The organism is Pseudarthrobacter sp. MEB009 (assembly GCF_030208875.1).
In the GTDB taxonomy this organism is placed as follows: Bacteria; Actinomycetota; Actinomycetes; order Actinomycetales; family Micrococcaceae; genus Arthrobacter.
Map to the genome: position 1 here is coordinate 62,945 of NZ_JARVTC010000016.1, position 23,206 is coordinate 86,150.

The 23,206-nt window shown below is 70.0% G+C and carries 13 protein-coding genes; 3 read left to right on the forward strand and 10 right to left on the reverse strand.

Translation table 11 applies throughout. From position 1 onward, the window contains the following. Positions 1 to 68: 68 nt before the first annotated feature. A complete protein-coding gene (locus QRN07_RS16965) occupies positions 69 to 749 on the reverse strand; it encodes a FadR/GntR family transcriptional regulator (RefSeq protein WP_285241691.1) in 681 nt (226 codons plus the stop codon). A 3-nt stretch (positions 750 to 752) separates the two neighbouring features. Beyond that, positions 753 to 2,033, reverse strand: a complete 1,281-nt coding sequence (locus tag QRN07_RS16970) for an MFS transporter (protein ID WP_285241692.1) — start codon at positions 2,031 to 2,033, stop codon at positions 753 to 755. 136 nt (positions 2,034 to 2,169) lie between these two features. Here QRN07_RS16970 and QRN07_RS16975 point away from each other — a divergent pair, with 136 nt between their 5' ends. Further along, positions 2,170 to 3,747: a CYTH and CHAD domain-containing protein gene (locus QRN07_RS16975; RefSeq protein WP_285241693.1), complete on the forward strand. Its 1,578-nt coding sequence runs from the start codon at positions 2,170 to 2,172 to the stop codon at positions 3,745 to 3,747. 9 nt (positions 3,748 to 3,756) lie between these two features. On the opposite strand, the gene QRN07_RS16980 is transcribed toward QRN07_RS16975, so the two are convergent. The 7 genes from QRN07_RS16980 to QRN07_RS17010 form a co-directional block, all read right to left on the reverse strand. Beyond that, positions 3,757 to 4,506, reverse strand: coding sequence for a 4'-phosphopantetheinyl transferase family protein (locus QRN07_RS16980; protein WP_285241694.1), 750 nt, complete (start codon positions 4,504 to 4,506; stop codon positions 3,757 to 3,759). After that, positions 4,503 to 5,303, reverse strand: a complete 801-nt coding sequence (locus tag QRN07_RS16985) for an ABC transporter permease (protein WP_056596847.1) — start codon at positions 5,301 to 5,303, stop codon at positions 4,503 to 4,505. Before QRN07_RS16985 ends, QRN07_RS16980 begins: the two co-directional genes overlap by 4 nt. Further along, complete coding sequence (locus QRN07_RS16990) at positions 5,300 to 6,268, reverse strand: ATP-binding cassette domain-containing protein (protein WP_285241695.1); 969 nt, start codon at positions 6,266 to 6,268, stop codon at positions 5,300 to 5,302. Before QRN07_RS16990 ends, QRN07_RS16985 begins: the two co-directional genes overlap by 4 nt. Continuing rightward, positions 6,265 to 6,477: an MbtH family protein gene (locus tag QRN07_RS16995; RefSeq protein ID WP_050685238.1), complete on the reverse strand. Its 213-nt coding sequence runs from the start codon at positions 6,475 to 6,477 to the stop codon at positions 6,265 to 6,267. The genes QRN07_RS16990 and QRN07_RS16995 overlap by 4 nt, the downstream gene beginning before the upstream one ends. Before the next feature lie 65 nt (positions 6,478 to 6,542). Beyond that, positions 6,543 to 17,072: a non-ribosomal peptide synthetase gene (locus QRN07_RS17000; RefSeq protein WP_285241696.1), complete on the reverse strand. Its 10,530-nt coding sequence runs from the start codon at positions 17,070 to 17,072 to the stop codon at positions 6,543 to 6,545. A 154-nt stretch (positions 17,073 to 17,226) separates the two neighbouring features. Then, positions 17,227 to 17,514: a hypothetical protein gene (locus QRN07_RS17005; RefSeq protein ID WP_056596850.1), complete on the reverse strand. Its 288-nt coding sequence runs from the start codon at positions 17,512 to 17,514 to the stop codon at positions 17,227 to 17,229. Positions 17,515 to 17,603: 89 nt separating this feature from the next. Next, positions 17,604 to 19,040 carry a PucR family transcriptional regulator gene (locus QRN07_RS17010; RefSeq protein WP_285241697.1) on the reverse strand — a complete coding sequence of 479 codons (1,437 nt, stop codon included), beginning with the start codon at positions 19,038 to 19,040 and terminating at the stop codon, positions 17,604 to 17,606. A gap of 156 nt (positions 19,041 to 19,196) precedes the next feature. Here QRN07_RS17010 and QRN07_RS17015 point away from each other — a divergent pair, with 156 nt between their 5' ends. Both QRN07_RS17015 and gabT read left to right on the forward strand, forming a co-directional pair. Beyond that, positions 19,197 to 20,627, forward strand: coding sequence for an aminobutyraldehyde dehydrogenase (locus tag QRN07_RS17015; protein WP_050685253.1), 1,431 nt, complete (start codon positions 19,197 to 19,199; stop codon positions 20,625 to 20,627). A gap of 45 nt (positions 20,628 to 20,672) precedes the next feature. Further along, a complete protein-coding gene (gabT, locus tag QRN07_RS17020; protein ID WP_050685242.1) occupies positions 20,673 to 22,043 on the forward strand; it encodes a 4-aminobutyrate--2-oxoglutarate transaminase in 1,371 nt (456 codons plus the stop codon). Positions 22,044 to 22,145: 102 nt separating this feature from the next. Here gabT and rarD read toward each other — a convergent pair whose 3' ends face one another. Next, positions 22,146 to 23,153, reverse strand: coding sequence for an EamA family transporter RarD (gene rarD, locus QRN07_RS17025; protein ID WP_082178261.1), 1,008 nt, complete (start codon positions 23,151 to 23,153; stop codon positions 22,146 to 22,148). Positions 23,154 to 23,206: the final 53 nt, after the last annotated feature.

The window sequence follows — 23,206 nt, forward strand, 5'->3', positions numbered from 1 at the left end:
CGGAAGTACGGATCTTGCTCAGCCAGTAAGCCTACTGACCTCCTGGGCTGCGGCGAAACGGGGTCGGCTCAGCCGGCCAACCACTCCGCGCACGTGTTCAGGTTGCGGTTCACGGTGGCCACGGCGGCGTCCCCGTCTCCGCGTTCAATGGCAGCCAGCAGCACCCCGTGCCCTTCCTGCGGCAGCCCCGCGAACCCCGGCCGCCGCTGCTGGCTCAGGAGGTCCTGGTGGAACACGGTGCCAAAGCTGGCGTAAAGCTCGAACAGCAGCGGGTTGCCGGAGGCCAGCGCCACCCGCTCGTGGAAGCCCCAGTCGGCCAGCGCCCACGCCTCAACGTCACCGGACTGCCAGGCCCGGTCCCGGTCGGCGAGCAAACCGCGCAGGGCTGTGACGTCGTCGGCCGTGGCATTGCGGGCGGCCAGGCGCGCGGCCTGCGTGTCCAGCCCTACCCGGACCTCCAGGATGTGCTGTTCGGTGTGGTCCTGGTACATGCGGCGGGCGGCGCCGGGCATCTCGCTGGTGGCCCGGACGTAGGTGCCGTCGCCGCGGCGCACTTCGAGGATGCCGCTGTGGGCCAGCGCCTTGACCGCTTCCCGGAGGGTGCCGCGGGAAATGCCCAGCCCGGCCATCAGCTCGGGCTCGGCCGGGATGCGGTGGTGCAGCGGCCATTCGCCGGAATGGACCATGGCGCGGAGCTTGTCGGTGGCCTCGGCGGCGAGCGGCCGGCGCGGCGAGGGGGTCAGTGCCATGGCCTACTTCTTCCCGCCGGTGATCAGGTGCCCCACCACAACCTGGACCACGGCCAGGCCCAGGAGGATGGCCAGCGGAAGGCCCCAGCCGCCGGTGGCGCTGCGCAGCAGGCCCATGCCGAACGGTCCGGCGGTGGCCAGCAGGTAGCCCGTGGACTGGGCCAGGGTGGACAGTGCCGTGGTTTCGGAGGTGGTGGAGCCGCTGCGGCTGATCATCACCATCACCAGGGGGAAGATGCCCAGGCCGAAGCCCAGCAGGACCGCCGGGATGAAGGCCAGGTCCACGGGGAGGGCCATCAGCGTCACCAGGCCTGCCACCATGGTGAGGCTGACCAGGTAGAAGGCCGGCCGCAGCATCCGGGGGCGGGAGCCGATGGCGATCAGGATCATGCCTGCCGGGACGGAGACCAGCTGCATCAGCCCGAACATCAGGCCGCTGTCTGAGGCGCTCATGCCTTGGGTGGTGAGCAGGTAGGGGAACCAGCTCAGCAGGGCGTAGGCCAGCAGCGCCTGCAGCGAGAAGATGGCGGTGAGGAGCTGGCCTTTCCGGGTGCGCAGCAGCGGCCACGGCGAAACGCGCACTGAGGCGGCGCGGGTGCTGTTGCGGTGCGCGTGCAGGGCCACGGGGATAAAGCCGAGGAATGCGGCGACGGCGGTAAACCCGATGGCGCCGACGGCGGCGGACGGCGAACCGAGCGCCTGCGCCAGGGGCACCACGGCCACCGCCGTTACGGTGGCGCCGGTGGTCATGGTCACCGTATAAACGGCCGTCATCAGGGAGGTCCGGTCCGCGAAGTGCTCCCGGATGAACGCCGGCATGGCCACGTTGCACACGGCCAGCCCGGACATGCCCAGCACGCTTCCGGCCACCAGCATGCCCGTGGCCGGGATGCCGCGGAGCAGGAGCCCGCCGGCCAGCATGGCCAGGGCCAGCAGGATGGCCTTCTCCACGCCCAGTTTGCCCGTCAACCACGACGTTGCGGCACCCGCCACCGCGAAGCACAGGGTGGGGATGGACGGAATAACGGCAGCCACCAGGGCGCCGTAGCCCAGGACCGCCTGCAGGTCGTGCAGCAGCGCCGACGCACCGGTGATGCCCGCACGGAGGTTCAGGCCGATCAGGACCAGCGCGATCACGCCAAAAACGACGGCGGACACCGGCTTCGGGGCGGGCGTGCCGGCTGCTGAATCTTCGGCTCCTGTCACGGCAAGGGGTGCCGGGGCGGGCGCCAGGGTGGGTTCCAGGGCAGGATCCAGGGCAGGGGGTTGGGATGAGGCGGGCATGCCTCCAGCCTAAAGGTTGGACGTTTGATGTTTGGCGTTCTGTGGCCAACCTCTCCAACCACCCCCTGCCAAGGGCCATAGACTGCAAAAGGACCGCCGGCCACGCCCGGCGCACGCGCTGCATCACCACGGAAGGATGGCTGTGAAGGCTTCCCAGGGACTTGAAGTCGAGAAGAAGTACGACGTCGGCGAGGAGGCCGGGGTGCCGGACCTCTCCGGACTTCCCGGGGTGGCGCGGGTGGGGGACCCGCACGAGGCGCTGCTGGAGGCGGTGTACTTCGACACCGCAGACCACGCATTGGCGGCACGGCGGATTACACTCCGCCGCCGGACCGGCGGGGCCGATGCGGGTTGGCACCTGAAACTGCCGCCGGCAATCGCCGCCGCGGCAGCGGTTGCCGCTGCGCCCGGTGACGCGCCCCAGGTGCGGCAGGAACTGCACGCCCCGCTGGGCCAGCCGGACGTGGTTCCGGACAGCCTGCTGGCACACCTGCAGGTACACCTGCGGGGAGCGGAGGTGGCCCCTGTGGTCCGGCTGGCAACCCGCCGGACCACCCATGCCCTCTACGCGACGGACGGCCTGCACCTGGCGGACCTGGCGGACGACAGGGTCACCGCCGGGAAACTCCCCGGGGACGGCGCCGACCAGCAGTGGCGGGAATGGGAATTCGAACTGGTCCATGGAAGTGCTGACCTGTTTGGCCCGGCAGGGGAACTGCTGGCCGCAGCCGGTGCGGCCCCGTCGGGGCACGCCTCCAAACTGGTCCGCGCCCTGGGTGGGAAAAAGCTGAAAACCCGCCACCGGGACAGCACCCCGGTCCTGCTGGCCGGCAAGAAAGCCCCGGCTGCCGCCGTCGTGACCGTATACGTGGCAACACAACTGGGACAGCTTGTGGCGCTGGACCCGGCCGTCCGGCTCGAGGAACCAGACGCGGTGCATGACATGCGGACCGCCACCCGGCGGCTGCGCTCGGTGCTGGCGGCCTACCGGAAGCTGTATTCGGCGGTCCAGGTGCGCAGGCTGCAAAGCGAACTCAAGTGGCTTGCCGCTCAACTGGGGGCTCCCCGCGACGCGGAGGTCATGGCCGCCCTGCTGCAGGAGCCGCTGGCCGCGCTGCCGGCAGGCAACGGCGCGGACACGGTCCGGCAGCGGATCAGCCAGCACACCGGGACCAGTTTTGACGCCGGCTACCGCACGCTGCTCGGAGCCCTGGGATCTGCCCGGTACTTCCGGCTCCTGGACGACCTGGAGGCCTTCCGCGACAACCCGCCGGTCCGGACCGGCCCGGTGGCGGCCGGAAAGAAAGTGACGGCGAAGGCGGTGGACAAGTCCGCTGCCAGGCTGCGAAGGGCCCACAAGGCGGCCGCCCACGCGCGCCGCGGAACCGACCACCACCGGGCCCTGCACCAGATCCGCAAGGACGCGAAGCGGCTCCGGCACGTGGCTGAATCGGCCGTTCCGGTGCACGGCAAGCGGGCCGGAAAAGTGGCCCGGGCGGCGCACAGCCAGCAGAAGTTCCTGGGCGCGTTCAACGATGCAGTCCTGGCCCGGGAACTGCTGGCCTCCCTGGTGCAGGCCGCCGACCAGCCGGACACCGCTGCGGCGCTCGCGGCTTTGATCAGTGGCCAGGAGGAGCAGATGGCGGCGTCCGTGGCCGGCTACCGGAAGGCGCGGAAGAAGTCGAAGGACCTGCTGAACCGCGGCGTGATCTAGGGGACGGGGTCAGGCTGCCCGCGCCAGGAGCAGGTCCGCGAGCGGCAGCGTGGCCGCAGGCAGGTCCGACGCTGCGGACACCGCCGCAGCGTAGCCATCCGGGGCTGCGACGGCAGCCGCCGTCAGGCCATGGACCTGCGGGGTGCCGGGGCAGTCGGCGCGGAGCAGGGTGCGCTCCGGTGTTCCGGCGTCGACCGGTGCCAGGTGCACGGCCGCGGGCGTCACCGCCAGGCCCAGCCCGGCGGCCTTGAGGACCGCTTCCTTAGCCACCCACAACCGCAGCCGTGCCGGAACGTCCTGCGGCGCCAGGCCGAGGCGTTCATCCGTTGAGGCCACGTAGTCGTCAAAACCCTTGAACAGGTTTCCGGGCACCAGCTCGATGTCTGCCCCCACCGGGGTGCCGGCCGGGCCGGCGGCGGCCATCACTGCGCCGTGGCTGCGGGAGAGGCTCAGGCTCAGGCCCGCCACTTCGGGTTTTCCGTGGGCTGTGCTGCCGCAGCCGGCGCAGCTGCGGGTGACCTGAAGGTGCCGGGCAGCCAGCGGCTGCCGGCCCAGCTGCCGCGCCGCCAGGAGCCGGAACAGGGCATGCGAAGCGGCGTAGTCCAGCCGGTCCCCGGCCCGGGTGTACTTCCTGGCTGACTCCGCTTCGGCGGGGGACAGGTACGCGGCCAGGCCACCGGTGGGGGCGCAGGCCAGCTCAAGGTCCCGGGACAGGGCGCTGAGGAAAACAGTGCCCTGTCCCGGCCCGGCAGTGGTCATCGCTTGCTGATCCGCCGGTACTGGGCGATGGCCAGCGGCGCGAACACGGCGATGATGGCCACGCTGCAGAGAATCGAGTACAGCACGGCGTTATCTGCAGGCCAGCCGCCCGGAACGCCGAACCCTGCCGGGGCGGCATTGCCGAACAACTCGCGGGCGGAGGTGGCAACGGCGGTCACGGGGTTCCATTCCGCGATGGTCCGCAGCGGCCCGGGCAGCGTATCCACAGAGACAAACGCGCCGGAAATGAACGTGACAGGGAACAGCCAGACGAGACCCAGGCTCTGGGCCACCTCCACGCTCCTGGCGGTCAGTGCGATGACCGCACCGATCCAGGACACGGCGAACGCGAACAGCAGCAGCAGGCCCAGGGCGGCCAGCGCCTGTCCGGGGCCGCCGGTGATGCGCCAGCCGATGGCCAGGCCGCACACCATGGTGGCAGCGACCGATAGCACGCTGGTGGCCAGGTCTGAGGTGGTGCGGCCCAGGATCACGGCAACCCGGGACATGGGCAGCGACCGGAACCGGTCAATGAGCCCCAGCTGCAGGTCCTTGGCCAGGTACACGGCCGTGAAGGACGCGTTAAAGGTCAGGGTCTGGGCCAGGATTCCGCCGATGAGGAAGCTGCGGTACTGGTCCCCGCCCAGGGTTCCGCCAAAGACAAACCCCAGCAGGAGCACAAACATAATGGGCTGGACGAGGCCGGTGACCATGGCGCCGGGGGTGCGCAGGACGTTGAGCAGGTTGCGCCGGGCGATGACGGAGCTGTCGCGGGCGGCGGCGGTGAGGGCGCTCATGCTGCCACCTCCTCTTTCTGCCGGGCCTGGTCCGCGGCGTGGCCGGTGAGCTGCAGGAAAACGTCGTCAAGGGTGGGCCGGCGGAGCGAGGCTTCCTCCACCGGGATGCCCACGGCGTCAAGGTCGGAGAGGATGCGCACCAGCGTCCGGTGCCCCTGCGGGGCGGCAATGGACACGCCCAGGTTTTGCGGGTCGATGTCAGGGCTGACGCCGGAGCCGGTTGCGGCGTCCAGGGCGGCAGCGGCGGCGGAAAGGTCGGAGGCGTGCCGCAGCACAACGCTGATGCGTTCCGTTCCGGCGCTTTGCTTCAGTTCGGTGGCGGTGCCCTCAGCGATGACCCTGCCGTGGTTAATGACGGCGATATTGTCGGCCAACCGGTCGGCTTCCTCGAGGTACTGCGTGGTCAGCAGCACGGTGGTGCCATCCGACACCAGCCTCGAAACAACATCCCAGGTGTCCAGCCGGCCGCGGGGGTCCAGGCCGGTGGTGGGCTCATCGAGCACCACCACTTTGGGCCGGGCCACAATCGCGCCGGCCAGGTCCAGGCGCCGCCGCATGCCGCCGGAGAATGTTCCGGACCGTTTATTGGCGACGTCCGTGAGGCGGAAGCCTTCCAGCAGTTCATGTGCCCGGGCCGACGCGGTGCGGCGGTTCATGCCGTACAGCCGGCCCACCATGTGCAGGTTTTCGAAGGCGGTGAGTTTTTCGTCCACGGCCGCGTACTGGCCGGAGAGTCCAAGGTTGCGGCGGACCAGGGCCGGCGCTGCCAGCACCGAGTGGCCGGCCACCCGGGCGTCACCGCTGTCCGGTGCCAGCAGGGTGGTGAGGATTTTGACGGTGGTGGTCTTGCCGGAGCCGTTGGGTCCCAGCAATCCCAGGACTGTCCCTTCCCCTGCGTGCAGGGACAGTCCGTCCAGGGCCTTAAAACTGCCGAACGACTTGCTGACGTTCTCGATCCGGATCACTGCGAAGCGGCGAGTTCGGCAACTTTGCGCGGCGCCATGTCGGTCCACGTCCGGGCGACGTAGTCCAGGCAGGCCTCGCGGTTGTCGGGGCCGAACATGGTGACCCAGCCCTGCGGCACTGCTGCGAACTCCGGCCAGAGGGAGTGCTGCTGGAAGTCATTGACCAGTACGGAGAACGTTGCGGATTTGTCGTCGAAGGGGTTCGTCATGGTGACCTTTCCTGTCGGTTCTGTCGTCGTAAGGGGCGTCCCGTGTGCAACAGGAGCATCATCTGTTATTCGGCTCCGGCGCCCAGGTGGATGGCCAGCGCCGGCATGATTGTGCTGAGAGCCCGGTCACTTAGGAGCTGGGAGTGCCGGTCCGGGACGGGGATGTCGGTGATGGTTCCGGTGACGTAGGGGGTCCAGGAAGTGGCGTCCGGGGTGCCGGCCGGGACCTGTTCGGTGGCACTGAAGAAGAGCAGGTCGCCGGCGAACACCTGCGGGCGTTCGTCCCTGATCAGCCGCGCCAACGCGGGGAAGTTCCCGGCCATGGCTTCAACGGAGTCGGTAGGAACGGTTCCCAGCGGGTTGTGGTTTTCGCGCAGGATTTCCTGGGCCCGGTGGACATCCACCGCGGCCAGGTCCTCACTGGCCAGGTCATAGCCCTGCGCCTCGAGGTAGTTGGCCCAGAGGCCCGCCCCGCTGCCCGCTCCCGCATTGGATTCCTGGTTGTCCGGGAAGGCATCCAGGATGGCCAGGAACGCCACCTCATGGCCCAGGTCCTGCAGCCTTGTGGCCAGCCGGTGGGCCAGGTAGCCGCCGAAGGACCAGCCCAGCAGGTGGTACGGGCCTTCCGGCTGCACGGAACGGATCTGCGCGATGTAGTCATCGGCCAGGGCCGTCAGCGTTGCGGCGTCCACCGGGCGCGTGTTGCCAGGTTCCAGGCCAGGCATCTGCAGCCCGATCAGCGGCCGCTCCGGGTCCAGCCGGCCCAGCATGGCGGCGAAGCCCCAGCCGATCCCGGACGCCGGGTGCACGGCAAACAGCGGCGCCTTGCTCCCGGCGGTGCGCAGCGGCAGCAGCTGCCGCAGGCTGTCCGCGGCGCTTTCCGCCCCGCCCTTGGCAGCCTCGGCGAGCAGGCCTTCGACAGTGGGTGCCCGGAACAGGGACTGGACCTGCAGGTCAGTGCCCAGCGCGGCATTGATCTTGGCGATCAGCGGCCTGGCCAGGAATGAGTGCCCGCCCAGTTCGAAGAAGGACTCGTCCACGCCGGCGCGGTCCAGGGACAGCACCTCGGCGAAAATGCCGGCCACCGTCTTTTCCTGGGGCGTCCGCGGGGTGAGTCCCGCAGCCCGGGTGGCGGTGCCGGGATCGGGCAGCGCGGCCGTGTCCACCTTGCCGTGCGGCGTCAGCGGCACCGCCGGGATGACCAGGACTGCTGCCGGGACCATGTAGTCCGGCAGGAGCGCCCGGACATGGCTGCGGGCGGCGTCGGGCAGGCCTGCTGCAGGCCCGCCGTCGGACGGAACCACGTACCCCACCAGGCGCGCCGCGGCCCCGCTGCCAAAGGAGCGGACGACGGCGGCACGTACCCCGGGTGCGCCGCGCAGGGCGTTTTCAACTTCCCCGGTTTCCACGCGGAAGCCGCGGATTTTCAGCTGGCCGTCGTTGCGGCCGGCAAACACGAGGCGGCCGTCGGCGTGCCGGAACACCACGTCGCCGGTGCGGTACATCCGCTCGCCGCCGCCGTGGAAGGGGTCTGCCACAAAGCGCTCCGCGGTGAGGTCCGGCCGGCCGCGGTAGCCGCGGGCCAGCTGGGTCCCGGCGATGTACAGCTCACCGGCGGCGCCGGGCAGCGTGTGCTGCAGCCTGTCATCCAGGACGTACAGCCGGGTGCCCGGGGTGGGCCGGCCCAGCTCCGGGGTGTCGCTGCCAGCCACCGCAGCCACCACGGTGTCCACCGTGGCCTCGGTGGGGCCATAGAGGTTCCAGGCCCGCACACCGGGAAGTGCCGCGACGGAGGTCCAGAGGCCGGCGTCGAACGCTTCCCCGCCCAGGGCGAGGCTGAACGCGTCGGCGCCACTTGCATGGCTGGCCAGGAGCCCGGCGAAGTCCGGTTCGGCCAGGAGCTGGCGGAGGTAACCCGGCGTGGTTTCCCACGCGCTGATGCCCTCCGCGGCGAAGTAGGCGGCGAGCCCGGCCGGGTCCCGGCGGAGGTCGTCGGAGACCACGTGCAGCTCGTGCCCGGCCACCAGCCAGAGGATCGGATCCCAGGAGGCGTCGAAGCCCACGCCGGTGGTGTGGGCCACCTTGCGCCGGGTGATCCCGGCGAGCAGGGTTTCCCGGTGCGCTGCCAGCAGGGCAGCCAACGCGCCGTGGCTGACTTCCACACCCTTGGGCCGGCCCGTGGACCCGGAGGTGAACATCACGGAGGCCAGGTCCCGCGGCGCGGGGGCGTAGGGGACGGCGTCCCCGGCGGCCTCCGTGCCGATGAGCTCCTCAAGCAGGAGTACCCGCGGTTGGGTGGCCAGGCCGGCGATGATGCCGTCCAGCCGGCCAGACACGCCAGCCGTGGTCAGCACCACCGGCGGGGCTGCGTCCTCAAGGATGGCGGCCACGCGGTGGTCCGGGTATTCGGTGTCGATCGGGTTGTAGGCAGCCCCGGCGGCCAGCACCCCGAGGAGGCCCTGGACCGTTCCAGCGGAGCGGGGCAGCAGCACGGACACCGTGCCCCCGCCTGCCCCGGCCGTGGTGAGCCCGGCGGCGATGCGTCCCGCGGAAGCCGCCAGGTCCGCAAACGTGGTGGCGGCGCCGTCGGCCACCAGCGCCACGGCGTCCGGGGTAGCGCTGACGGTCGCGGCAAACGCCGACAGGAGATCCGCATCCACGGCGTGATCTGCCGACTGGGAGCGGGACCCTGCGGTGGCTGCCATGAGACGGCCGGCCTCGGGCCCGGCCAGCAGCGGCAGGGCCGAAAGCGGCGTATCGGGAGCTGCCGAGGCGAGGTCAAGCAGGCGCAGGAAACCGTCCACCAGGCGTTGCGCCGTACCCGGCTCGAACATGGCGGCGTTGTAGTCCAGCGTGCCCGCCAGGGTGCCGTCGTCGCCGGGCCGGAAGGTGAAGGAGAGGTCGAACTTGGCCTCGCCGGACCCGGTTTCGGGCTCGGCGCTCACCGTAACGCCGGGCAGCTGGGGGACTGCCGGTGCGTCGCTGTCCACCGTGAGCATGGTCTGGAAGAGCGGATGCCGGCCCAGCTCACGCTCCGGCGCCACGGCTTCGACGAGCCGTTCGAACGGCACGTCGTCATTCTCGAACGCGTCCAGGATGCCGGCCCGGGACCGGCCCAGCAGCGTGCGCAGGTCCGGATCGTCGCCGGCGCTGACGCGCAGGGGCAGGGTGTTCACAAAGAAACCCACCAGCGGGGCAAGCAGCGGATCCGGACGGCCCGCGGTGGGGGAGCCAATCACCAGGTCATCGCCCGCGCCGGCCCGGTACAGGAACGCGGCAAGGCCGGCGTGAAGTGCCATAAACAGGCTGGCGTTCGACGACGACGCCAGGCTGTTCAGCGCCTTAACGCTTGCGGAATCCACCTGGAAGCCCAGCTGGCCGCCGGGTTGGCGCGGCTCGCGGGGCCGGCGGTGGTCAGCCGGGAGCATCAGTTCGGCGGGGATGCCGGCCAGTGCCTGCTGCCAGTGCGTCACCTTGGCCTCGAGCGCCGGGCCGGCCAGCTGCCGGCGCTGCCAGGTGCTGAAGTCGGCATACTGCAGCGGCAGCGGGTGCTGCTGTGCTGCGGTGTAGGCCAGGGACAGGTCCTGGGCCAACGGCGCCAGGGAGGCGCCGTCGCTGGCGATGTGGTGCATCACCAGGTGCAGCACCCACTGGTCCTGTCCGCCGTCGGACGGGAGCCGGATCAGCCGGGCGCGCAGCGGGATGTCGGACCGGACGTCGAAGCCTTGGCCGGCGTCGAGCCGCAGCAGGTCCTGGACGTCAGCCTGGGAACCGGAGGTGCTGACGGCCAGGGCCATGGCGGTGGCGGTGCCGGACGAAGCGGTTGTGCCGGTTGAACCCGGATCGCCTGGTCCTGGATCGCCTGAACCAGCGGCATCAGGAGCGGGCAGGATCAGCTGTTCCGGGACGCCGGACGTTTCCGGGTACACGGTCCGGAGGATTTCGTGCCGCCGGAACAGGGCGGCCACGGCCTTGGCCATTGCCCGCTCGTCCAGGTTGCCGGCCAGGCGGACGGCCAGGGAAATGTTGTAATCCGCGGCGCCGGGATCCAGCTGGTTCAGGAACCACATCCGGGACTGGGCGTAGGAGAGCTCCAGGCGGTCCGGACGGGCCGAGTCCGGGCCGGCCAGCCACTCGGCCAGGGGCTCGGGCAGGTCCAGGGGCAGGTCGGCAGGGCCGGCGGGAGTTGTCCCCGTGGCACTGAGCGACGCGTCCAGGCCGGCCCCGGAGTCCCCGGCGGGCGGCAGCACCGTTGCCAGCAGCGCGGCGGGCGTGGGGGCATCGAACAGGGTGCGCAGCGGCACATCGCGGCCGAACGCCTCCCGGATCTTGCCCATCATGGCGATGGCCAGCAGCGAATGGCCGCCCAGGGTGAAGAAATCATCGTCCATGGACACGGTGTCCACCGCCAGGACGGCGCCGAAGATCCCGGCCATGGTGTGCTCATCGTCGGTCTGCGGTGCGGCGCCGTGGCCGGCCCCGGCTGCCACCGGTGCGGGGAGCGCCCTGCGGTCCAGCTTGCCGTGCGAGGTCAGCGGAATCCCGGGAATGGCCATGATGATGGCCGGCACCATGTACTCCGGCAGCCGCTCCGCCGCCACCGCGCGGACGTCCTCCGGGCTGGCCGTGCCGGTGTAGTAGGCCACAACGCGCTGGGCCGGATCGCCGTCGGGAAGGGCCACGGCCCGGTCCACGCCGGGAGCCAGGGCCAGGGCCGACTCGATCTCGCCCAGTTCGATCCGGAAGCCCCGGACCTTCACCTGCTCGTCATTGCGGGCGATGAACTCCAAGGACCCGTCGGCGCGCCGGCGCACCAGGTCGCCGGTGCGGTACATCCGGCTGCCATCCAGGGCAAAGGGGTTGGCCACAAAACGGGAAGCGGTCTCGCCTGGGCGCCCGTCATAACCCTCCGCCATTCCCGCTCCCGCCAGGTACAGTTCGCCCGGAATCCCGGCGGGCACCAAGGCCAGGTGCTGGTCCAGGACCAGGGTGTCGGTGCCTGCGATGCCGCGGCCGATGCCGGGTACCGCGCCATCGATCCTGGCCGTCACGGAATCAACCGTGAACTCCGTGGGGCCGTAGAAGTTGTAGGCCTCCACTTCCGGGGTGGCGGCCAGCTTCGCCCACAGGTCGGCGGATACCGCTTCGCCACCCAGGACCAGCAGCAGCGGCAAGTCCGCCGGGGCGCCGGTGGATGCTGCCGGCGTGGCCAGGCCCAGCTGCAGGAGCTGGGTGGCGTAGGACGGCGTGGTTTCCAGGACCCCGATGCGGTGCTCCCGGCAGTAACCCACCAGTGCTTCGGCATCGGAGCGCACGGCGTCCGCCACCAGGTGCAGTTCCGCGCCCGCAACCAGCCACAGCATGGGGTCCCAGGCAGCGTCGAAACCCAGGCCGGCGATGTGGGCCACCGCAACGGTGGCGGACCCTGCGGCAGCAAACCGCGGTGCGTACAGGGTGCGGTGGTGGTGCGAGTAGAGGTTGGCCAGCGCGCCATGGGACACGGCAACGCCTTTAGGCCGGCCGGTGGAGCCGGACGTGTACAGCACGTAGGCCAGGTCATCGGCGGCGGGCCGGCATGCGGCAAGGTCGGCGGCCGGAACGTCCGCGCCACGGGCCAGCAAAGCCTCCACGGTGACGGTCCGGAGCCCGGTGGCGCGGCTGCTTGCGGGACCGGCAACGCCGGGCGTGCCGATCACCAAGGCCGGGGCGCCGTCGTCGAGAATCATGCCGATCCGCTCCGCGGGATAGGTGAGGTCCACGGGAATGTAGACGCCACCCGCTGCCAGGACAGCCAGCGCTGCCGTCACCACGTCGGCGGTCCGGGGCAGGGCGACGGCCACCCTGTCGCCGGGCTCCACACCGAGGGCAATCAGCCCCCGAGCTGCCGCGTCGACGCGCTGCCGCAGCTGGTCGAAGCTGAGACCGTGGCCGCGGCCGGCTGCGTCCACCACCGCGGGGGAGGCCGGGATCCGGGCGGCGGTGGCGAGGAAGGCGTCCACCACGGTGCCCTCGGGACCGTCATTGTGGTTGCCGAGGCTGTGGCCCAGCACCCGGGCGTGCTGCTCGGGCGTCTGGATGCGGAGGCGGTCCAGGGTGATGGCGGGGTCCGCCGCGAACTGTTCCACCACGGCCAGGTACCCGGCCGCGAGCTGCGCCGCGGTGCCTGGCGTGAAGAGCCCCGGGTTGAAGGCCAGGCTGCCGGTGATCCCGCCGGTGCCCTCCGCCAGGTCCAGGAGCAGGTCGAACTTGTTGCCGCCGGGCTCCTGTCCGTGGTCGGCGCTGGCATCGAGTCCGTCCATGGCGAGCTCTGCGGGGACGGTGTTCTGCAGGGTCAGCATCACCTGGAAGAGCGGATGCCGGTGCTGGGAGCGGGCCGGGTTCAGTTCCTCCACCACCCGCTCGAAGGGTGCGTCCTGGTTGGCGTATGCGTGCAGGTTGGTGTACCTGACGCTCTCCACCAGCTCGCCGGCGGTGGGGTTGCCGGACGTGTTGGTGCGCAGCACCAGGGTGTTGACGAAGAACCCCACCAGGCTGTCCAGTTGGGTGTCCGTGCGGCCGGCCACGGGTGTGCCCAGGGGGATGTCATCGCCGGCGCCGGACTTGGTGAGCAGCGCGGCCAGCGCCGCCTGCAGCACCATAAAGAGGCTGGCGCTGTGGTTCCGGGCCAGCGCGTTGAGCCGCTCCGCCGTTTCGGGGCTGATGGCCAGCGGGACGGACGACGCCGGTCCGCCGGCCGGGTGCGCTGCCTCGTCGCGGGTGCCGCGTGCGTAGTCGAACGGCAGCAGCAGCTCTTCGGGGGCGCCGCGGAGTTCGCGGGTCCAGAAGTCGAGCTGCCGGGAGATGGGGCTTTCGGGATCCGCTTCGCTGCCCAGTTCGGCGCGCTGCCACAGGGTGTAGTCGGCGTACTGCACGGGCAGCGGCGCCAGCCCGGCCTCGCCGCCGGACACGAGGCTGTTGTAGGCGGCGGACAGGTCCCGGGCCAGCGGCGCCAGGGACCAGCCATCGGCGGCAATGTGGTGCAGGGTGATGGCCAGGACATGGTGGTCCGGGGCCAGCTGGAAGAGGACGGCGCGAAGCGGCAGGTCGCGGCCCAGGTCGAACCCGCGGCCCGTTTCCGCTGCCAGCGCTGACGGCAGGTTCTGTTCGGTGCATTCCACGGCCAGAAGGGCCGGCCGGCCCTCCTCCGGGGACAGCACCCGCTGCGCCGGTTCGCCATCCACCAGCGGGAAGAGGGTCCGCAGGGTCTCGTGGCGGACGGCCAGCTGGCCGATGGCCTCCGCCAGCGCCGCCACGTCCAGTTTGCCCGGCAGGTTCAGGACCACGGGAATGTTGTAGGCACCGGATTCGGGGGCGAACCGGTTCAGGAACCACAGCCGGCGCTGGGCGAAGGACAGCGGCAGGACCTCGGGGCGTTCCGCCCTGACCAGCGGCCGCGCGGTGGCGGTGCCCAGTTCCAGGGTTTCCGCGAGCTCGGCCACGGTGGTCTTTTCAAACACCGTGCGCAGCGCCGGGGCCGATCCGGTGCGGTCCCGCAGCAGGGCCACTAGGCGGGTGGCCAGCAGGGAGTGCCCGCCGAGGTCGAAGAAATCGTCCTCAAGCCCAACGTCGGAAAGTCCCAGGACCTCCTTGAAGGCGTCGGCGACTATCCGTTCCCGTTCGTTTCGCGGGGCGGAGGGGGCGCGTTCCTGGTCCGGGACGGGCAGGGCGCGGGTGTCCAGCTTGCCGTTGGGCGTCAGCGGCAGCACAGGGATCTGGGTGATGGTGGCGGGCACCATGTAGTCGGGCAGGTGGCGCCGGGCCAGCCGGCGGAGTTCGGCGGTGTCCAGCGCGGTTAGGGCAACACCTGCGGGGGTCACATAGCCCAGGAGCTGGTCATACCCCGCCCGGTTCCGGCCCACTGTGACGGCCGCGTGTTCCACGCCGTCCAAGGCGCGCAGCACCTGCTCGATTTCGGCCAGTTCGATCCGGAAGCCCCGGATTTTGACCTGAGCGTCCAGGCGGCCCCGGAACTCCAGCGTCCCGTCCCCCTGCCGGCGCACAATGTCCCCGGTCCGGTACATCCGCGACCCGTCCACCGCGAAGGGGTCCGCCACGAAGCGCTCGGCGCTCAGGCCCGGCTGGTCGAGGTAGCCGCGGGCCAGGTTGATGCCGGCGACGTAGAGCTCGCCCACGGCGTTGTCCGGGACCGGGTTGAGGCCGGAGTCCAGGATGTAGTGCCGGGTGTTGGCCACGGAGCCGCCCAAGGTGGGTTCGGTGCCCGGTTCCATCACCGCAGTCAGGGAATCCACGGTGGTTTCGGTGGGGCCGTAGAAGTTGTAGGCCACCACGCCGTCCCGGCCGGCGAGGTCGTTCCAGAGCGGTGCGTCCACGGCTTCGCCGCCCAGGGCCACCACGGACGGGTGCCGGTCCTGGTCGAACAGGCCGCCGGCCACCAGCACCTTGGCGAAGGACGGGGTGGTTTCGATCGAGTCGATGCCGGTCCCGGACAGGTAGGCGCTGAGGGCCTCCGGGTCCCGGCGGGTCAGGTTGTCCACCAGGTGCAGTTCGTGCCCGCCGATAAGCCACAGGATGGGGTCCCAGGACGCGTCGAAGGACAGCCCAGCAGTATGGGCCACCCGCAGTTTCCGGCCCAGCCGGGCCTCGGCGGGGCGGAAAATGGTGTCCCGGTGGGAGGTGTACAGGTTGAGCAGCGGCAGGTGTTCCACGCCGACGCCCTTGGGCCGGCCGGTGGAGCCGGAGGTGAAGATGACGTAAGCGAGGTCCTGCTGGCCTGCGGTGGGAAGCGGAGCGGCCGGGTCCTTGCCGGCCAGGCACGCCGCCATCAAGGCAGCGTCCAACACGGTGACGGGGACGTCCGTCGCCAGTTCGTCGTGGCCAGGCCCGGACCCGGAGCCTGCGGCGGTGAACGCGGTGGACGTCAGGAGCCGGACGGGGGCGGCGTCCTCGATCATGCCTTCCACACGGCCGGCGGGGTAGTCGGGGTCCAGCGGAAGATAGGCGGCTCCGCTTTTGAGCACAGCCAACAGGGCGATGGGGAGCAGCAGGCTCCGGTCCAGGCGGACGGCCACCGTGGTGCCCGGTCCGGCGCCGTGGCTTGCCAGGTAGCGGGCCAGCTGGTTGGAACGGGCCTCCAGTTCGGCGAAGGTGAGGGTGCCGTCCCCGGCAACCACCGCTGTCCGGTCGGGGCCGGCGGCGGCGTTGAGCTGGAATTCCTCCACGATGGTGTGGCCGGGCAAGGCCTGGTCCCCGGCATCGCCGGCCGCCAGCAGGTCCAGCTCCTCGGCCTGCGTGGTGACCGTCAGGTCCGCCAGGGTGGCGCCGGGCTGCGTGGCAACGCGTTCCAGAAGGCGGACAAACCGGTCCACGTGCTGAGCCAGGGCGGCCTGGCCGTAGAGGGCGGCGTTGGCTTCGAACTGCACTGTTGGGCTGCCGGCGCCCAGGCCGTGGACCACAATCGATAGGTCGTCGACGGGGCCGGTGGACAGAATGTTTACGGTGCCCTGCGCCGGACCGAAAGCGATGCCGTCCAGCACGGGCAGGATGTTCACGGACGGACCCAGGTAACCGCCCTGGGTGGGGAGGTCCTCGTAGCGGAAGCGCTGATGGACCAGGGCATTGCGGAGGTTGCGGCCCACGGCGGCTGCCGTCTCCTGGACGGTGGCTCCCGGGTCCACGGCCAGCCGGACCGGAACAATGTTGGAGAGCATGGACGGAGTGGACTTGGCCAGGTTGCCGCGGCGCGCCGTCACCGGCAGGGCAACGGAGACCTCACGCTCGCCAGTGATCCGGTGCAGGTACAGCGATGCGGCGGTCAGGATCAGGGCGGGTGCGGTGGCGGCAGCGGACTCAAGGGCAGCAGCCGCGGGGGCGCGCAGGACCCGGGCGGCGCGGACCAGCGATCCCGCGGCGGCATCCGGCCGGCCGGCGAGGCCGGTGGCGGGCGCGGCGTCTGCCAGCTCGGCGTCCCAGAAGGCTTTGTCTGCGGCGGCGGCAGGGGAGCCGGCGTACCCGGCCTCGGCGGCCAGGAGGTCCTGGAGCGGGGCGAAGGCGGGGCCGGTACCGGAAACCGGGACCCCGGCGTCGTCCGCCAGCAGGTCGTTGTAGAGGCCGGCGACGCGGCGCAGGACCAGCACGGCGGAGTAGCCGTCGAGCAGGAGGTGGTGCACCCGCTGGTAGAAGAAGTGGCGGTCCGGGGCCAGCCGGATGAGCTCGGTATGCAGGAGCTGGTCCGTGGCGGCGTCCCGGGGCAGGCTTAGGTCGGCGTCCATCAGGGCACGGGCCTGCGCTTCCGGGTCCGGCGCGGCGGCCAGATCGGTGACCTCCATGGCGCCGGCACCGGGGCGGGGGTACTGGAACGGCCCGTCGCTGTCCTCGGCGAAGCCCAGGTTCAGGGCGTCCGTGCCGGCCACTGCCCGTTCCAGCGCGCTGGCCAGGACGGCCTCGTCCAGGGGACCGGTGATTTCGATGAACTGCCCGATCTGGAACATCGGGTTCTCCGGTGCCAGTTTCTGCGCGTACCAGATGCCGCGCTGGGCGGGCGTCAGGTCCAGCCGGGTGGCGTCGGGGACAGCGGGGTTCAGGGAATCGTGGGACATGGTCCTTCTCTGGTTGAGGGGCGCCAGGCCCGGAGGCCTCGGGGCACTGCAAAAGGGCCGCAGGGCATGGCAAAAGGGCCCGGGCCTGCGGCGGCAGCCCGGGAACGTTGTTCCGGCGCCGGCTCAAAGCCGGCGCCGCGGAATCAGCCGGGTGTTACTGGAACTGGCCGAACTGGAACGGGCCCACGTTGCCAATGCCCACCAAGGGGCCGTCCACTACGGGGCCCTCCACCAGCGGACCGTTGATCAGGCCGCCGTTGAGGAACCCGCCGCTGAAGAGGCCGCTGAGGATAGTGGCGTCCTTGGCTGCGGCCACCTGCCCAACCTTTGTCCCGGCGTCGGACGTGGCTGCCTGGGCCGGAAGCGAGGTGGCGGCGAAGGCCGTCAGGGCCAGCAGGGAGGCGGCGGCGGTGCGGGTCAGGGTCTTGGCAGTCTTGTTCACAGTCATCTCCAGTCAGGTAGCAAATGTTTCCACACACCCGAAGGTGTCATAGGAGCATTCGGACCTGCTGGAATTCCGGATGGGAATTCCTACTTCCCCTGCCGTGCCGAGAGCCGCGCCACAGCCAACGCCAGCCAGAGCTGGACCCTGTCGGTGGTGACGGCGGGGTCGTACCCCGTCAGTTCAGTGATCTGTGCCAGCCGGTACCTGACGGTGTTGCGGTGCAGCGTGAGTTCCTCGGCAACGGCCGCCACGGAGCCGTTGTTGTTCAGGTAGCTTTCCAGCGTGGCCATCAGCTCCGCGCCGTGCGCCGCATCGAAGATCCGCAGCGGATTCAAGGACTCGTGCGCCATGTCGGCGAGGGGCACGTCTTCGCTGGCCAGCAGCAGCGAGGTCAGGCTGAGGCGCTCCGGTTCGTTGACCGGCAGGCCGTGGCTGGCAGCGTCCCGGGCCTCGAAGTAGCTCCACCGCAGGCCGTTGGGTTTGGTGTAGGCGCCGCCGATGCCGATGGTGGCGTGGATGCCGGCCTCCGCGAGGTGGTCGCTGAGCTGGCGGGCCAGCGCCGGCGCCGTACCGCCGTCGTCATTGATCACCAGGACAAGGTCCTTGCCCACGACGGCGGCCACGGCGTTTTCGAGGCCGCGCGGCACCGAGGTGCTCCCCAGGGCCTTGTTATGGGCGGCGGAAACGGCCAGGAGCACCACGTTCTTCCGGGTGCTGTTCACGCCCACCCCGGCCAGCCGGCGCTGCGCCTCGCTGGTTTCCAGGGCCCCGTGGATCACGTCCTCCAGCACCTGCCCGCACAGGGCACGCTGGGCCTGCCGCTGCTTGACCATGTTGTTCAGCTCCACGCTGATCAGGTTCTGGGCGTAGCCAATGATCCCGGAGTCCTCAAAAGGCTGCCGGACCCAGAGCGTGCAGGCGTCCCGGCGGCCGGTGGGGATGGGGTAGGAGGACCACGTATCAGCGGCGGGGGATTCGCTGGTGCTGTTGTACAGCTGGGCCGTGAACTGGCTCAACGCGATGTCCGTCCGCAGCATGCTGCCCAGGTGCTTGAGGAGCTCCGCCAGGCCGCCGCCGGTCAGCAGCGCCCGGGCGAGGACCTGGTGCCCAGCGATGAGCCGCTCCAGCTTGGCGTAGTGGTCAGCGGACTGGGCGTCCGCCACGAGTTTGCCGATCGCGATGAACGGGGTCTCGTACGGGACCTCCACCACGGGCAGGCCCCAGCGGTTGGCTTCCGCCAGCAGCGCCGGCGGCACCGCATCATGCGTCAGGCCCACCCCGAAGCCGATCCCCACGGCCCCGGCCCGCTGGACCTGGCGGACAAACCGGCGCTGCTCCGGAGCGGACCGGAGGCGCAGCCCGGTGGTCAGCACCAGCTCGCCGCCGTTGATGAAGCGCTGCGGATCCTCAAGTTCCGTCACGGCCACCCAGTTGATGTCCTGGTTCCAGGTGGTTTCGGCGACTCCCACGTTGGACAGCTTCAGGGAGCCCACACCAAGGAGGGCAGCAAGGGAAATGGCCATGCCACAAGGATAAACGGACGCTGGGCAACCGCACTAACCCCAGCGGCTAAAGGTGTGCAGGTGGCTATTCACGGCGGCAGGGTGCTGGCATAGGCTCAAGGCAGTTCCATCCATCCGCCCTGGCGCCGATGGCCCCTATGAAAGAGGTTGCACACCGTGGTCCAGACCTTGCAGAACTTCATCAACGGACAGTTCGTCACCCCGGCCGGCACCGACCTGCTGGACATCGTGAACCCCACCAACGGTGAGGTGGTGGCCCACTCGCCCGTCTCCGTGGCAGCAGACGTTGATGCAGCCATGGCGGCCGCCAAGGACGCGTTCCGCACGTGGAAGCACGTCACCCCCGGGCAGCGGCAGCTGATGCTGCTCAAGCTCGCGGACGCCGTTGAGGCGAACAGTGCTGAACTGGTCGAGGCCCAGCACCGCAACACCGGCCAGGTGCGTTCGCTGATCGCTTCGGAGGAAGTAGCCGCCGGCGCCGACCAGCTCCGCTTCTTCGCGGGCGCCGCCCGCATCCTGGAAGGCAAGTCCGCCGGCGAATACTTCGAGGGCCACACCTCCTACGTCCGCCGCGAACCCATCGGTGTGGTGGCGCAGGTGGCCCCCTGGAACTACCCGTTCCTGATGGCCATCTGGAAGATCGGCCCCGCGCTCGCCGCCGGCAACACCGTGGTCCTCAAACCCTCGGACACCACCCCCGAATCCACCCTGGTGCTGGCCCGGCTCGCAGGGGAGATCCTGCCCGCCGGTGTCCTGAACGTCGTCCTGGGCACCGGCGAGACCGGTTCGCTGATGGTGGAGCACAAGGTCCCCGGCCTGGTGTCCATCACCGGTTCGGTCCGGGCCGGCATCGCTGTGGCTTCCGGCGCCGCGAAGGGCCTCAAGCGCGCCCACCTGGAGCTGGGCGGCAAGGCACCCGCCATCGTGTTCAAGGACGCAGACCTCAAAAAGAGCGCAGCGGCCATCGCGGAGTTCGCCTTCTTCAACGCCGGCCAGGACTGCACGGCCATCACCCGGGTGCTGGTCCAGGACGAGGTGCACGACGACGTTGTGGCCGCCATGGTGGAGCACACCAAAACGCTGCACACCGGTTCGCAGGACGACGAAGAGAACTACTTCGGGCCGCTGAACAACGTCAACCACTTCAAGCAGGTCACCTCCGTGGTGGAAAACCTGCCCGCAAATTGCCGGATCGAAACCGGCGGCCACCGCGCAGGCGACAAGGGCTTCTTCTTCGAACCCACCATCATCACGGGCGCCAGGCAGACGGACGATGTGGTCCAGCAGGAAACGTTCGGCCCGGTCATCACCGTGCAGCGGTTCAGCACCGAAGCCGAAGCCGTGGAACTGGCCAACGACGTGGACTACGCCCTGGCCTCCAGCATCTGGACCACCGACCACGGCACGGCCATGCGCCTGAGCCGCGACCTGGACTTCGGTGCAGTCTGGATCAACACCCACATCCTCCTCACCGCCGAAATGCCGCACGGCGGCTTCAAGCAGTCCGGCTACGGCAAGGACCTCTCCATGTACGGCGTGGAGGACTACACCCGCATCAAGCACGTGATGAGCGCGCTGGACTCCTGACCCCCATCCTCGCTCCGCAACCCCGGTTTCCCTGAAAGGCCTGACATGACCACCACAGCACCCGACATCACCTACCGCCTGGAGCAGAAGCGCCGCGTCCAGGCCGACTTCCCGGGCCCCAAGTCCGTGGCACTGACCGAACGCCGCAAGGCCGTGGTAGCTGCCGGCGTCGCCTCCAGCGTCCCCGTCTTTGTTGCCGACGCCGACGGCGGCATCATCCACGACGTCGACGGCAACTCCTTCATCGACCTCGGCTCAGGCATCGCGGTGACCAGCGTGGGCGCCTCCGATCCCGCCGTCGTGGGCGCCGTGAAGGAAGCCGTGGAGCACTTCACCCACACCTGCTTTATGGTCACCCCGTACGAAAGCTACGTGGCGGTTGCCGAACAGCTGAACCGGCTCACCCCGGGTGACCACGAAAAGCGCACCGTGCTCTTCAACTCCGGTGCCGAAGCCGTGGAAAACGCCGTCAAGGTGGCCCGACTGGCCACCGGACGCGACGCCGTTGTGGCCTTCGACCACGCCTACCACGGCCGCACCAACCTGACCATGGCGCTGACCGCCAAGGCCATGCCGTACAAAACCAACTTCGGCCCGTTCGCGCCCGAGGTCTACCGCATGCCCATGAGCTACCCGTACCGCGAGGAAAACCCCTCGATCACGGGCGCCGAGGCCGCCAAGCGCGCCATCACCATGATCGAAAAGCAGATCGGCGGGGACCAGGTCGCCGCGATCATCATCGAGCCCATCCAGGGCGAGGGCGGCTTTATTGTCCCTGCCGAAGGCTTCCTGCCGGCCCTGGCCGACTGGGCCAAGGAAAAAGGCATCGTGTTCATCGCTGACGAGGTCCAGTCGGGCTTCTGCCGCACTGGTGAATGGTTCGCCGTCAACCACGAAGGCGTCATCCCGGACATCCTGACCATGGCCAAGGGAATCGCCGGCGGCATGCCGCTGTCCGCCATTACCGGCCGGGCAGACCTGCTCGACGCCGTCCACCCCGGCGGCCTCGGCGGCACCTACGGCGGCAACCCGGTGGCCTGCGCCGCCGCGCTGGCGTCCATCGGCTCCATGGAGCAGTACGACCTCGCCGGCCGTGCCCGCCACATCGAGGACGTGGCCACCACCCGGCTCCGCGAGCTGCAGTCAGAGCTCTCCGCCGCCGGGACCGGCGTGATCGGCGATGTCCGCGGCCGCGGCGCCATGCTGGCCATCGAGCTGGTCCAGGCCGGTTCCAAGGAGCCCAACACCGACCTGACCAAGGCCGTCGCCGCAGCCTGCCTCAAGGAGGGCGTCATCATCCTCACCTGCGGCACCTACGGCAACGTGATCCGCCTGCTCCCGCCGCTGGTCATCTCTGACGAGCTCCTGAACGACGGCCTGGACGTCCTGGCCGCCGCCATCAAGGCGCACGCCTAGGAACCTCACCCTGCACAAAGGCGGGCCAGTTTCGGCTGGCCCGCCTTTGGCGTCTCCGCGGGCGCTCCAGTAGCCGCGGGCGCTCCCGGTCCGCCGCTCCGGTCAGGCTGCTGCGGCGCGCAGGGCCCGTTTCCGGTCCACGGCGTGCCGCCGCGCGGTGGCCAGCATGTCGACGGTGAGCAGCAGCAGTGCCAGCCACACAACGCCGAAGCCGATCCACCGCTCCGCCGGCATGGCCTCCCGGAACACCAGCAGGGCAACAATGAACTGCAGGATCGGGGCCAGGTACTGCAGCAGGCCGATGGTGGTCATGGGAAGGCGGCGGGCCGAGGCGCCGAAAAACAGCAGCGGAATCGCTGTGATGATTCCCGATGCTGCCAGGATCCAGAAGTGCGCCGGCCCGTTGGCGGCCAGGGTGGCCGTGCCGTTGACTGCCAGGACGATCATGGTGATCCCGGCCAGCGGCGCCAGCACGGCGGTCTCCACGCTCAGGCTGGTCAGGGCGTCAACCCTGGCACCCACCCGTTTTTTCACAAAGCCGTAGAAGCCGAAGCTGAACGCCAGGGTGAGTGCGATCCACGGTAACTTTCCGTAGGAATAGGTCAGGACGCCGACCGCCACAAACCCGGTTCCGACGGCGGCCCACTGCAGCGGGCGCAGCCGTTCCTTCAGGACGATCACGCCCAGCAGCACGGAGACCAGGGGGTTGATGAAGTAGCCCAGGGCTGCCTCCACGGCCTGGCCCGAGGTCACGCCGTAGGTATAGGTGAGCCAGTTGATGGCGATCAGCAGGGCAGCCAGCGCCAACGGAGCAAAGACTTTCCGGTCCCGCACCGCCGCGGCGATGGCCGGCCAGGAGCGGGTGACCGTGAGCAGGAGAGCGCAGAACAGCAGCGACCACACAATCCGGTTGGCCACGATCTCAACCGCGCCGGCGGGCACCAGGACAATGAAGTAGAGCGGCAGCAGCCCCCACAGCCCGTATGCGCCGATCCCGAACAGGACCCCCGCCGTCGTCTCTTTATCCACGGCTTTGGGCCCGGCTCCCTGGACGGGAGGCGCGGTGGCCGGGTTGAGGCTGGCAGGGGCGGTTTGTTCGGGTGAGGGCACGCAACCATAACAGCAGGCTTCCGGCAGGTATTCCACGCGTGCCGGGCGGCAAT

What these genes read in the sequence shown, in the direction of transcription:
- QRN07_RS16965 (WP_285241691.1), bottom strand. Translation starts at nt 749, where the DNA reads ATGGCACTGACCCCCTCGCCGCGCCGGCCGCTCGCCGCCGAGGCCACC.
- QRN07_RS16970 (WP_285241692.1), bottom strand. Translation starts at nt 2,033, where the DNA reads ATGCCCGCCTCATCCCAACCCCCTGCCCTGGATCCTGCCCTGGAACCC.
- QRN07_RS16975 (WP_285241693.1), top strand. Translation starts at nt 2,170, where the DNA reads ATGGCTGTGAAGGCTTCCCAGGGACTTGAAGTCGAGAAGAAGTACGAC.
- QRN07_RS16980 (WP_285241694.1), bottom strand. Translation starts at nt 4,506, where the DNA reads ATGACCACTGCCGGGCCGGGACAGGGCACTGTTTTCCTCAGCGCCCTG.
- QRN07_RS16985 (WP_056596847.1), bottom strand. Translation starts at nt 5,303, where the DNA reads ATGAGCGCCCTCACCGCCGCCGCCCGCGACAGCTCCGTCATCGCCCGG.
- QRN07_RS16995 (WP_050685238.1), bottom strand. Translation starts at nt 6,477, where the DNA reads ATGACGAACCCCTTCGACGACAAATCCGCAACGTTCTCCGTACTGGTC.
- QRN07_RS17000 (WP_285241696.1), bottom strand. Translation starts at nt 17,072, where the DNA reads ATGTCCCACGATTCCCTGAACCCCGCTGTCCCCGACGCCACCCGGCTG.
- QRN07_RS17010 (WP_285241697.1), bottom strand. Translation starts at nt 19,040, where the DNA reads ATGGCCATTTCCCTTGCTGCCCTCCTTGGTGTGGGCTCCCTGAAGCTG.
- gabT (WP_050685242.1), top strand. Translation starts at nt 20,673, where the DNA reads ATGACCACCACAGCACCCGACATCACCTACCGCCTGGAGCAGAAGCGC.